Origin of the sequence: Paraburkholderia sp. BL21I4N1, assembly GCF_002973525.1 — a bacterium.
Lineage (GTDB): Bacteria > Pseudomonadota > Gammaproteobacteria > Burkholderiales > Burkholderiaceae > Paraburkholderia.
This window is the reverse complement of sequence record NZ_PVEN01000001.1, coordinates 299,046-310,202: the sequence shown is the minus strand read 5'-3', so window position 1 is coordinate 310,202 and position 11,157 is coordinate 299,046. Positions and strand designations below refer to the sequence as shown.

11 protein-coding genes are annotated in these 11,157 nt (G+C 63.5%); 5 read left to right on the top strand and 6 right to left on the bottom strand.

Annotation, left to right across the window (positions count from 1 at the left end):
* Positions 1 to 2 precede the first annotated feature (2 nt).
* From B0G83_RS01420 to B0G83_RS01410, 3 genes are all read right to left on the bottom strand, one after another.
* Positions 3 to 986 (bottom strand): ABC transporter substrate-binding protein, encoded by a 984-nt coding sequence (locus tag B0G83_RS01420; RefSeq protein ID WP_105506525.1) that lies wholly within the window; start codon positions 984 to 986, stop codon positions 3 to 5.
* A 231-nt stretch (positions 987 to 1,217) separates the two neighbouring features.
* Entirely contained in the window at positions 1,218 to 1,913 is a 696-nt protein-coding gene (locus B0G83_RS01415; RefSeq protein WP_105506524.1) for a GntR family transcriptional regulator, read from the bottom strand.
* Positions 1,914 to 2,109: 196 nt separating this feature from the next.
* Entirely contained in the window at positions 2,110 to 2,997 is an 888-nt protein-coding gene (locus B0G83_RS01410) for a LysR family transcriptional regulator (RefSeq protein ID WP_105505649.1), read from the bottom strand.
* 209 nt (positions 2,998 to 3,206) lie between these two features.
* Between B0G83_RS01410 and B0G83_RS01405 the strand changes: the two genes are divergently transcribed.
* From B0G83_RS01405 to B0G83_RS01385, 5 genes are all read left to right on the top strand, one after another.
* Positions 3,207 to 3,974 carry a glutaredoxin domain-containing protein gene (locus B0G83_RS01405; protein WP_105505648.1) on the top strand — a complete coding sequence of 256 codons (768 nt, stop codon included), beginning with the start codon at positions 3,207 to 3,209 and terminating at the stop codon, positions 3,972 to 3,974.
* 147 nt (positions 3,975 to 4,121) lie between these two features.
* Positions 4,122 to 4,790 (top strand): GntR family transcriptional regulator, encoded by a 669-nt coding sequence (locus tag B0G83_RS01400; protein WP_105505647.1) that lies wholly within the window; start codon positions 4,122 to 4,124, stop codon positions 4,788 to 4,790.
* A gap of 46 nt (positions 4,791 to 4,836) precedes the next feature.
* The gene (locus tag B0G83_RS01395; protein ID WP_105505646.1) at positions 4,837 to 6,486 is read left to right on the top strand and encodes an MFS transporter; all 1,650 of its coding nucleotides are present in this window, start codon (positions 4,837 to 4,839) and stop codon (positions 6,484 to 6,486) included.
* 189 nt (positions 6,487 to 6,675) lie between these two features.
* Positions 6,676 to 6,831: a DUF3309 family protein gene (locus B0G83_RS01390; protein ID WP_035559900.1), complete on the top strand. Its 156-nt coding sequence runs from the start codon at positions 6,676 to 6,678 to the stop codon at positions 6,829 to 6,831.
* A 161-nt stretch (positions 6,832 to 6,992) separates the two neighbouring features.
* Entirely contained in the window at positions 6,993 to 7,793 is an 801-nt protein-coding gene (locus tag B0G83_RS01385; protein WP_105505645.1) for an SDR family oxidoreductase, read from the top strand.
* 3 nt (positions 7,794 to 7,796) lie between these two features.
* Here the strand turns inward: B0G83_RS01385 and B0G83_RS01380 are convergent, their stop codons facing one another.
* From B0G83_RS01380 to B0G83_RS01370, 3 genes are read right to left on the bottom strand one after another with little or no spacing between them, the layout of a single operon-like run.
* Positions 7,797 to 9,209: a four-carbon acid sugar kinase family protein gene (locus B0G83_RS01380; RefSeq protein WP_105505644.1), complete on the bottom strand. Its 1,413-nt coding sequence runs from the start codon at positions 9,207 to 9,209 to the stop codon at positions 7,797 to 7,799.
* A 37-nt stretch (positions 9,210 to 9,246) separates the two neighbouring features.
* Positions 9,247 to 10,539, bottom strand: coding sequence for a ribulose-bisphosphate carboxylase large subunit family protein (locus B0G83_RS01375; protein ID WP_105505643.1), 1,293 nt, complete (start codon positions 10,537 to 10,539; stop codon positions 9,247 to 9,249).
* On the bottom strand, positions 10,536 to 11,075 hold the full coding sequence (locus B0G83_RS01370; RefSeq protein WP_105505642.1) for a VOC family protein: 540 nt from the start codon (positions 11,073 to 11,075) through the stop codon (positions 10,536 to 10,538). The genes B0G83_RS01375 and B0G83_RS01370 overlap by 4 nt, the downstream gene beginning before the upstream one ends.
* Between the last annotated feature and the right edge of the window lie 82 nt (positions 11,076 to 11,157).

Below are 11,157 nucleotides of genomic sequence, written 5' to 3'. Positions count from 1 at the left end.
CCTCACTTCTTGCTACGCAGATCGGCCGGCAACATCGACTCGTCGACGATCTTCGACCAGTCGAATGGCCCTTCGGGAATGGCCTTGACGAGTACCAGGCCTTTGAGTACTTCGTCCATGCTCTTGTAGTCGAGACTGCCTTCGCTCCAGTACTTCGGATCGGCATCGAGCACGTTGTTGATGGCCGACGCCGCCACCGCCGGGTCCATCTTGTACTCCCTGGCAAGGATCTGCGCGGCCTCGGCACGATGCGCGGCCATATAGACCACCGCCTTGCGGCGCGCCAGGATAATGCCGCGAATGACCTCGGGATGCGCCTTCAGATAATCGGTGCGCACAATCCCCACGGTCTGCGTTTCGTTCGGCACGACGTCGTTCGAACGAAACGCGATACGTAGGCCCTCTTTCTTCGCGCTATACGACGGCTCGGTCATATAGCCGACGTCGACCGCGCCCTGCTGAAGCGACGTGAGCATGCCGCTCGAACTGCCTACCGGTTTGCGCTGCACCTGGCCCAGCAGGCCGACGCGGTCGAGCGCGATCGTGGAGATCATGTCGGTTGTCGATTTCGGACTGCTGTAGCCGATCGTCTTGCCCTTCATCTGCTTGATGTTGGTGATCGAGCCGTTCTTCAGTTCGACCCACACGAGGTCGCCGAGACTTTGCACGCCGCCGTGCACGATCGTCAGATCGACGCCCTGCTTCACCGCGGCGATCGCAGCGGGCAACGCCACCTCGCCGTACGGAATGTCCGACGCCATCGCGTTGCGAATGCTGGTGCCACCGCCTTCCGACGTGATGAAACCAGTGACGTCGACTTTCTCTTCCTTGAAGAAACCTTTGTCCAGCGCCACCGCAAACGGCACGCCGTACATACCGTCACCCCAATGCGTCACCGTCAGCGAACTAGCGTGGGCACCGACGCTCGCAAGCGTCAGCGTCGCGCTCAGGCAGATACCCCGCACGACATTGCGAATCGCGTTCATGTGGTTCGTCTCCATCCACGATTGACGGTTGAGTGCCCGTCATTCTCGTTATGCCGCCGCGCGCCGTGACGCCGACGACGGGTCAGAAAACGGCTTCGTCGAGTCGACGTTGCCGTTCACTGTGTAAGTTAATGTATGCATTAAATCGTTAAAAGTACAGAACATCGGTGCGGGAAAACGGTTGGGTTTACCCGTTGTGGCGAAGCGAATTTGTCAGTTTTAAAGGGCTTTTCAAGCCTGATGAATGCCGTGTTGCTGCAGCACCGCAGTCTGTTCGCGCCAGCCGCGTTCACGATGAAGGCGGTATAGGCGGCTCGCCCGCGCTGCATCGCCGCGACGAATCGCGTCGATGATTTCGTAATGCTCGGCAATCGATTTTTTCGGCTGTGGATGCGGCCGCAACTGTTGCGTGAAGCGCCGCACGCGATGCACCTGGTCGCGGCAATTCATGACGACCTGCGCGAGGCGGGCATTGCCGCCGAGTTGCACGAGCGCCTCGTGGAAGGCTTCGTCGGCGGCCGCCCAAGCCTGCATGTCTTGCGTGGCGAGCGCGTCGCTCATCTGCTGGCAGGCGTTGTCGAGCGGACTCAGGTCGACGCCGCCGCGCGCGGCCACCAAACCCGCCGCCGTCGATTCGAGGCTGATCAGCACCTGGTAGATATGGCTGATATCGGATACGGACGTCGGCACGATGCGAATGCCATGACGCGGCACGATCTCGACCAGTCCTTCCCCTTGCAGGCGGATCGCCGCTTCGCGAATCGGCGTGCGGCTCACGCCGAGCATGAGCGCGAGTTCCTGTTCGAGCACGTAAGAGCCGGGTGTCAGCTCGCTTTCTATAATTTTTTGCCGAAGACTTTCATAGGCGAGTTGCGATGAGTTGCCGTTGCGCGCTTCGGGCTGGGTGGCCGATTTGAGTTTTGGCACGACGCTCCTCCAGGCGGCGCCGAAGCGCTCGCGGCTATCCATCTACCGTGCACGGCGCCATGCGCAGCGTGCATGCAGGTTGCGCATACCGCCGAGCGCAACGCGTGAACGTTTCGATGCTAGCACCGCGAGACATGCTGCGGCATGAAGGGAAACGCTTAAATCAATGCGCCACGCCATGAGTGGCAAACGCCAATCACACCGCGCGTAAATGCGCGACCAGCATGCGGCAAGCCATCGGCAACGCCTCCAGCGAACGCACGGCTAACAACAGGTCGCGCTCGGCCCACGCATCGGTCAGCGCAACGATCGACAAACCCAGCTTGTCCGCCTGCTCCCGCGCGATCGCTCGCGGCATCACGCCGAGCCCGAGTCCCGCGGCAATCATCAGACATTGCGCGTCGTAGCTCGTCACCTGAATGCGCAGATTGACCGGACGCGCATGCTCATGCGCCGCGCGGGTGAGCTGCTGACTGATTGCGGTATCGGGCGGCAAGCCGACATACTCGAAGTCGAGCGTGTCCGCGAAAGCGATCGCCTCATGGCGCGCCAGCGCGTGGCCGGCCGGCGTAACGAGCGTCAGCGAATCGCGCCGGTAAGGGAACGTTTGGACATCGTAGCCATGCGGCACGGCGGTGAACACGCCGATATCCGCCGCGTTATCGGCGACCGCTTTTACCACGCCTGTACTGGGCTTTTCCTCGAGCTGGATCTGAATCCGCGGATGCTGCGCGGCGAACGACTGGATCTCGCGCGGCAGAAACTGCACGACCGACGACACGTTCGCCGCCAGCCGGATCAGCCCGCTGGCGCCGCTGGCGTAATCGCGCATCTGCACGGCAATATCGTCGAGTTCATGCAGCGCGCGATGCGCCAGCGCGACCAGTCGTTCACCGGCGGCGGTCGGCATGACGCCTTTGTTGGTGCGCCGTAGAAGCGCCACGCCCAAGGTGGCTTCGATCTCGCTGATGCGCTTGCTGACGGCCGCCGCCGCGATATGTTCGCGCTGCGCCGCGGCCGCGATGGTGCCGGTTTCAGCAACGCTGACAAACAGCCTGAGCGAAAGCGGATCGAGTGTCGGCATGACGTCCCGGGGCAAGTAGCCGAGTTCGCCGATGAATTCGGCGCCCCTCGGTACAGCGTGCGCGTGTCATCACGACTGACACGTTTTCCCGCCATCGTGGCTCGCGATGGCGGCATGGTCAAGCAATGCTTTGCACCGAGGCGCGGCCTGGCAACAATGACATCGAACGGCGGCCTCGTTCGAGGCCAACCGCGCGAAAGGAGACAGCGATGCAAACCGCGACCCACGCAAAGATCAAGGTGTTCTGGCAGCCCGGCTGTTCGTCGTGCTTACGCACCAAGGAGTTTCTGACGAAGCAGGGCATCGAATTCGAATCGATCGACGTACACAACGATCCAGACGGCTCCCGGCAACTGGCCGCGCTGGGCGCGCGCAGCGTGCCTGTGGTCGCGCTCGGCGGCCGCTACACGTTCTGTCAGTCGATCAATGACGTCATCAAGTTTCTGGATCTGAAAACGAAGATCATGACGCCGCTGCCGCCAGAGGAACTGGTCAGGCGTCTCGAGCTCGTGCTTGAATCGAACGCGCGTTATACACGGCAATTCAGCGGCGCCGCGTATCGCGAGCCGTTCAGAAATCGCAACCGGACGCCGGCCGGGCTAACGTTTCACGTCTTCCGCGTGGCCGAAATGGGTATCGAAGCCGCGCAGCAGATCGAGTTGCGATTCGAAGGATTCGATGAAGTGCCGGCCCCCGAGTGGGGACCGCAGGAGATTGCCGCCTGGGGCGACAGAGTGAGGGCGCACTTGCGTGCATGGTGGCAAGCCGAGACGGATCGCTCTCTGAGCTACGACGTGCCGACCTATTACGGACGGCGTCCCATGCACGAAGTGCTGGAACGCACCGCGTGGCACAGCGCGCAACACACGCGGCAAGTCATGCTGATGCTAGAAAGCCAAGGCGTAGCAGTGGACCGACCGCTAACGGCTCAGGATCTCGCCGGTTTGCCGCTGCCGGACGAAGTGTGGGACCGGTAAGGGTCAATCCGGCCGTTCGGCGTTGTGCGGCGCGATAAGCGCCGCATTGAAAGCGTGACGGGGCTTCCCGCGCGGCTCATAAACTGAACCCATCTTCCGCGTCTGCGTGGCAGAATCGCCTTCAATCCGTCGGCGAGACAGAACCACATGACCACGCTGCGCGAAACATCCACCGACTCGGTGTATCAACAGCTGCGCACCAAGATTCTCAGCAACGAGCTTCGTCCCGGCATGCAATTGCTGGAACGCGACCTCGTGAGTCTGTTCGGTGTGAGCCGCACGCCCGTGCGGGAAGCGCTCGTGCGTTTGCAGAAGGAAAACCTGCTGCAGATCGTGCCGCGTCATGGCATTCGCGTACGCCAGGTGTCGCTCGCGGATATCGAAGAAATCAACCAGGTGCAAACCAGTCTCGAAGCGACCGCTGCCGGCATTGCCGCAACGGCGACACTGCGCGCCAAAGAGCTGGCGCCCTTCGATCAGGCCTGCAACGCCATGGAGCGGGCGCGCGAGAAAAATGACCTCGCCGCCTGGAGCGCCGCCGACGAAGCTTTTTACGTGCATCTACTGAAGCTGGGCGGCAACCCTCGGCTTACGCAGATCGTCAACGAATGCTGGGATCAGATTCGACGCGTGCGCGATCTTACGTTGCGTCTCACCGCGTTGGCGGAACTGCCGGCGGCGCAGCATCGGGCGATCGTCGAAGCGATCCGGGCCGGGGACGGCGCGACCGCCGAACGCTTGTGCCGCGACTATCGCGCGAGTTGCCTGCAGTTCGAGATCGAAACGTTGCGGCGATTCCGCATTCTCGACGTGTGAGACCTATCATGCTTATGAACGCCTCGCCCCTTCAGATAGGCACGTCATGACCGCAGCGTCGAGTGCAGCGCCCCCCAACGTCCCCAGCGGACAACTCCTGCCATTCCGCGAATCGCTGCTGGCGATGCTCGGCATCTCGTTCGTCGCGATGCTGGTCGCGCTGGATCAAACCATCGTGGGCACGGCGCTGCCGCGTATCGTCGCCGAGTTGAAGGGCTTCGACCTGTACGCGTGGGTCGCGACGGCGTACATGCTGGCCTCCGTCGTTACGATTCCGATCTTCGGGCGGCTCGGCGATCAGTTCGGCCGTAAGCCCTTTCTGATCGCGGCAATCATCCTGTTCACCGGGGCTTCCGTGTTGTGCGGGCTCGCCGGCAGCATGCTGCTGCTCGTCATGTCGCGCGGGCTGCAAGGGATCGGCGGCGGCATTCTGATCGGCACGGTGTTTGCCACCGTCGCCGATCTGTTCCCCGATCCGAAACGGCGGCTGCGCTGGCTGGTGTTCGTCACGTCCTCGTTCGGCGTGGCCAATATGGTGGGACCGTCGCTCGGCGGCATGCTGACGCAATACGGCGGCTGGCGCCTGGTGTTCTTCGTCAACGTGCCGGTCGGGCTGGTCTCGTTGTTGTTCGTGCAGCGCTTTCTACCGCCCCTGCATGAATTGCGGCGCAAGGGACCAGTCCGGCTCGACTGGCTCGGTGCGGGCGTGCTCGCGCTCACGTTCGGCGCGCTGCAAGTGCTGATCGAACTGTTTCCCAAGCACGGCATCGACACGATGACGATCGCGCTCACCGCCGTTGCGGCAAGTTGCGCCCTGATCCTGTGGTTGTGGGAACGCCGCGTCGGCTATCCGATCGTGCCGGTGGACATGCTGATGGATCGCAAGCTGTCCGCGTTATTCGCCATGTCGGTGCTCGGCGGCTTCGCGCTGTTTTCGCTGGTGTTCTATGTGCCGCTGCTGTTTCAAGGCGGCTATGCGATGTCCGCGCACGACTCGGGCATGCTGATCACGCCGCGGCTGCTGGGCACGACGATCGGCAGCGTGGTCAACAACCGGATCGTCACACGAATCCGCCGCGCCAACGGCATCATGTATGTGGGCTTTGCGCTGTCCGCACTGGCCTGCCTCAGCGTGGTCGCGCTGCACGGCAACGAGCCGCATCTGGTGTGGATGTCGTGCATGGGCATCAGCGGACTCGGCCTCGGTCTGGTCGCCACCAGCCTGACGGTCTGTTCGCAACAGATCGTTGCGCGCGATCACGTCGGCGCGGCGACCGCGCTGCTGCAATCGCTGCGGACCTTCGGCGGCATGCTCGGCACGGTGATGACAGGCGCGCTGCTCGGCCACCTCTACTCGCGCGGCGTGCACCGGTCGCTCGATTCGTATCAGGCGACGCAGTGGTTCAAATCGTTCGCCAGTCCCGAACTGCTGGTGGATCGCGCGGAACAGGCCGCGCTGATCAACCGGCTCGTCAGCGCCGGCCACGCGGGCGACGCGATGATGAATTCCGCCCGCGACGCCCTCGTGCAGTCGATTCACATCGGCATTCTGGTCGCCGGCGCTGCCGCGCTGGTCGGACTTTGCCTTGCCTGGTTCGTGCCGCCGGTGCGAATCAGTTTTCCGGAAACCGCCATCGCGACGGACGATCCGACGCCGGCCGACGCCCCTCCCGCCGTGCCCCGCAGCGCGCTCTGAACACCCGCCACGGCGCGCCGCAGGGCGCCGCGCGACAACCGCCTTCGCCCCCGCTCGAACGACTCCGCACCTGGGCATGCCGTTTGCTGAATGAAGACGTCGATCTGCCGATCGCGAACCCTTCTCACGATGGGCGCTGCGTGGCTAGCGTGACGGCCGATCCTGTCAACCCAAGCGGAGGTCATTAATATGTTGGGAACTATTCTTCTGATTGTGCTGATTCTTCTTCTCATCGGTGCATTTCCGACCTGGCCGCATAGCCGCTCGTGGGGCTACGCGCCGACCGGGGGTATCGGCGTCGTGCTGATTGTGATCATCGTGTTGCTTGTGGCGGGCGTGATATAGCCACTGCAGATTGAACTACCCGGCGCCTCGTTCCAACGGAACTTTGAACCGGGCTGGCCGCCGGATATCGATGCAGTTTCTGCTCGATTATCCGGCGGCCTCATTATGTCGACGCTCGCCATTCCTTCACACACGTTACGCTCGTCACGCTGGAGAATGCGATGGAAAAGTTACTCGCGAATCAGGTTGCCTTGATCACTGGCGCCAGCTCCGGCATTGGTTATGGCGTCGCGAAAGCGCTGGCGGATGCCGGCGCCGCCGTGGTGCTGAACTACCACTCGCATGCGGAAGCAGCGCAACAACTCGCTGAAGAAATCGAGCAGGCCGGAGGCGCGGCGCTCGCGGTTCAAGCCGATGTGGCGGACCCCGCTCAGGTCGACCATATGTTCGGCGCCTGCCGCGCGCGCTTTGGCACGGTCGACATCGTGGTCGCGAATTCGGGCATGCAGAAAGACAGCGCGTTTGCCGACATGACGCTGCAAGATTGGCAAACGGTACTGGCCACCAATCTGACCGGGCAATTCCTGACCGCGCAAGCCGCCGTGAAAGAGTTCCGGCGACGTGGGCCGCGCGACCTGTCCAAAGCGTTGGGCAAGATTATCTGCATGAGCTCCGTGCACGAGGTGATTCCGTGGGCAGGACACGTGAACTACGCGGCGTCGAAAGGGGGCATTCAGATGTTCATGAAATCCCTCGCTCAAGAGGTCGCGCCCGAACGGATTCGCGTCAACTCCATTGCGCCCGGCGCGATCCGCACGCCGATCAATAAAGACGCGTGGGACACCGACGCCGCGCGCGAAAAGCTACTGAAGTTGATTCCGTATGGCCGTGTGGGCGACGTGGAGGATATCGGCAAGGCCGCTGTGTGGCTCGCCTCGGATGATAGCGACTATGTGGTCGGCACGACGTTGTTCGTCGACGGTGGCATGACGCTATATCCTGGCTTTGCGGATAACGGCTGACGGTTACGCGCTTGGCACTTCGTTACCGTTGAGCAGTTGTTCGAACAGATCCGCATCGCCCATTTGACCACCCTTGAGCATGATCTCCATGCCGTCGAGTTCCGCGCGATCGGCATGCAAGCGGCACACCGTGACGCCTGCCGATAATGGCGCGAGATACGATAAACCCCACGCACCGAGCGCGCGCACGGCAAAGCTCGATGTGTCGCCGCCGGCGATGCCGATACGGTGCAGACGTACGGTGCCGAGCACCTGTTGCAGCAAAGCCGCGCAAGCATCGGCGAGTTGGGGGCGGGCGGCTACGGCGGCTGAAGGTGCGTCTATCCGCGCGTTCGCATTCGTACTGACATTCGCCGTCGTTTCGCGATCCGCCGCGCGGCGCTTCGTAAAAGCGAGCACATTGCGCCCGCCGCGCAACGACGCAGCTATCGCTTCCACACGCGCCGCGAGATACTCGGCTGCCGCGTCGCCGGTCATTTGCAAGGGGTCCAACTCGACACGCACATAGGATCGCGCGGCTTCGATCTGTATCGCGGTCAGCGGCGACAGGCTGCCCGCCAGCACGAGCACGGGTCCACGAGCAGGCGCTAGCCTGACGGGTCCGCTGGCCGCTGCGGATCGGCCCGCGCCGCCGCGCGCCAGCGCATACGCCCGCGCGACACTGCTCGCGCCAACCGCCAGCAGCGGCGCCGACATCGCGGCGTAACGCAATATCAAATCGCCGATCGCTTGCAGATGCGATTCGTCGAGCACGTCGAACAGCAGCGCGTCCGGCTTTGAATCGAGCCGACGTCGCACATCCGATTGCAACGCGGCAGCACCGGCTGCATAACTCCGCCAGTCGATCGATTGCACATTCTCCAAGCCTTGCCGCTGCAAATGCACGCGCAAATCGGCTTCCTGCATCGGTGTCACCGGATGGCGACTCATGGTCGGATGACGGTCGATCCGGTAAACCGCTTGCCGCGCATCGTCGGCGCCGGCCGCCGCGAATAACTCGCCGAACACGCAGTAGCGCCGCAAATCCGGCTGCCCGCCGACCACCGCGACCAGTTCGTTCGCGCAATACTCGCGCAAGGTCCGAACCGCCATGCCGATGCTGCCTGTCTGCGGCGCACTGTCGAAGGTGGAGCACACTTTGTAGTGCATAACGCGCACGCCGAGCTTCGCGAATGCCGCACCGACACCGGCGAGCTCACGTTGCTGCACGGAAGGTGCCATGGTCCGCGCCGCGCCCGCGACACCGAGCGCATCGAGCGGGCCCAGCGTCGACAGACGTGCGGCACTCGGCACCTCGAAAAACAGCATCGTGCGCAAACCGGCGCGGGCGAGATGCGCGAGCGTGTCGGTCGCGCCGGTGAAATCGTCGCCGTAGAACACGTAGTCCGGGCCAGCGTCGCGTAGTAGATCGCTCATTGTCTGTCTGCCCCTATACGACGTGTCGATGCACCGCTCACGCGCGGCCGCCGAAAAATTCCAACGCGCGCCGCAGTTCCGGCATGTGCTCCGCGTATACCGGCAACGGCGTGCCGGCCTGCACCGCGGCCCACGCCTGGCGCACGCTCGTCACGCCCGCGGCGGGGCCGTCCGGATGCGCGAGAATGCCGCCGCCCGACATGAATAGCAGGTCGGTGGAACGCACCGCGTCGAACGTAGCCTGCGCGGTGCCCGCCCATTGGCCCGATGAAAACGCCGGCAGCACCACGTCGTCTGCGGACGCGAGCGGTGTCGCGCAGTCGCGTGCCGATTCGATCACTTCGACGTCGCTCTGCGCGAATTTTCCGGCCAGGCCATGCACGTGCATGTGATCGACACCCGTCAAACGCCACAACGTTTGATACGCCTGAAACGACATGCCGAGTGCCGGATCGCGCGACATCATGCCGTAGCCGTTGCGATGCGCGTGGAGCACCAGCGGCGTGGCGCGGCGCAGTGTCTGGATCGCGGAGAAGCCGCACCAGTTGATGCTCGCCATCACGCAACTGCCGCCTTGCTGTTCGACCAGATCGGCGTGACGGCGCATGGCGTCGAGGTCGTCGGTGATATTGAACGCCACCATGACCGGCCGGCCGCTGCGCTCGCGATAGCCGCGCACTTCGGTCATCACCGCGCGCACGCGCTCCGCAAGCGGCGCGTGCTGCGGGTTCGCGCACACCTCGTCGTCCTTGATGAAATCGACGCCCGCTTCGCATAGCTCGCGCACCAGCGCTGCCGTTTCCGCCGCGCTCAGGCCGACGTTGGGTTTGATGATGGTGCCGATCAGCGGTCTGTCGCGTACGGCCGTCAGCGCGCGCGTGCCCTTCACGCCATGTCGCGGCATTTCGAAACGCGCGCGATAAGCGGCCGGCAAGCGCAACGACAACAGGCGCATGCCGGTCACTTCGCCGAGGTCGTACAGATTGCCGGCGACGGTCGCCGCCAGCGTCGGCAGGTTCGCGCCGATATTGGCCAGCGGAAACGACAGCGTGACGCGCGCGCGCCGCCACGGACCGGTTGTGCGCTGGCGCGCGAGCCAGGCGTTCGGCAAGCTCGGTTGCTGGGCGGCGTCGAGTTGCTCGATGCGCAACACGGTCGCGCGACTGCGCGCGCGCAGCGCGTCGGATTCGTTGGCCACGCGCACGAAAGTGCCGCTCGACTGCTCGCCGGCCATCACGTCGGCGACGCGCGCGGGATCGAGCGGCGTCTCGATCAGATAGTCGGCTTCAAGCATGTCGTCGCCGGTGTGCTGTTGCGGGGCGGTGCTCATAACGTGCCCAGATCGGGAAAACGGCGCACCGGCTCACTGCCGTCCCATTCACAAGACGCCGCGTAGATCATGTCGAACAGTTTGCCTTTCGGTCCGGCGATCTCCGACAATTCGATCACCGTGCCGGGATGATTTTCCGTGTCGAAGTAAACGAACCTGCCGTTGCGCCCCACTTCGCCGCTCATCGCGACCTTGAAGCCCTGCCCCTGCAAGCGCGCGAGATCGGCGTCGAACGAGGTAGTCCAATACGCGTTGTGCTGCAAGCCCGTATGACCGGCGGCGAGAAAGTCGCGATACATCGACGGTGCGTCGTTGCGCGTCTGAATCAATTCGACTTGCAAGGGCCCCGAGTTCGCCAACGCGACCGAGTTATGCACCTCGTAAGATTGGCCGCGATACGTGTAGTTTTCGATCGGCACGCGTTCGTTGTAAAACCACGGGCCGACGCCGAGCACGCGGCTCCAGTAATCCATTGCGGCTTCGATATCGCGGACCACGTAGCCCGCCTGACGAATTTCGCCAAAGAAACGACTCATGTAGCTCTCCCAAAGCGCCACAATTGAAGAGACGAGCGACGCCCCGGCGCGGCGATAGACACCGCACCCGTAGGTCGAACGT

Excerpts from the sequence above, each read along its gene's own strand:
- B0G83_RS01420 (WP_105506525.1), bottom strand. The coding sequence starts at position 986 with ATGAACGCGATTCGCAATGTCGTGCGGGGTATCTGCCTGAGCGCGACG.
- B0G83_RS01395 (WP_105505646.1), top strand. The coding sequence starts at position 4,837 with ATGACCGCAGCGTCGAGTGCAGCGCCCCCCAACGTCCCCAGCGGACAA.
- B0G83_RS01400 (WP_105505647.1), top strand. The coding sequence starts at position 4,122 with ATGACCACGCTGCGCGAAACATCCACCGACTCGGTGTATCAACAGCTG.
- B0G83_RS01385 (WP_105505645.1), top strand. The coding sequence starts at position 6,993 with ATGGAAAAGTTACTCGCGAATCAGGTTGCCTTGATCACTGGCGCCAGC.
- B0G83_RS01375 (WP_105505643.1), bottom strand. The coding sequence starts at position 10,539 with ATGAGCACCGCCCCGCAACAGCACACCGGCGACGACATGCTTGAAGCC.
- B0G83_RS01370 (WP_105505642.1), bottom strand. The coding sequence starts at position 11,075 with ATGAGTCGTTTCTTTGGCGAAATTCGTCAGGCGGGCTACGTGGTCCGC.
- B0G83_RS01410 (WP_105505649.1), bottom strand. The coding sequence starts at position 2,997 with ATGCCGACACTCGATCCGCTTTCGCTCAGGCTGTTTGTCAGCGTTGCT.
- B0G83_RS01380 (WP_105505644.1), bottom strand. The coding sequence starts at position 9,209 with ATGAGCGATCTACTACGCGACGCTGGCCCGGACTACGTGTTCTACGGC.
- B0G83_RS01390 (WP_035559900.1), top strand. The coding sequence starts at position 6,676 with ATGTTGGGAACTATTCTTCTGATTGTGCTGATTCTTCTTCTCATCGGT.
- B0G83_RS01405 (WP_105505648.1), top strand. The coding sequence starts at position 3,207 with ATGCAAACCGCGACCCACGCAAAGATCAAGGTGTTCTGGCAGCCCGGC.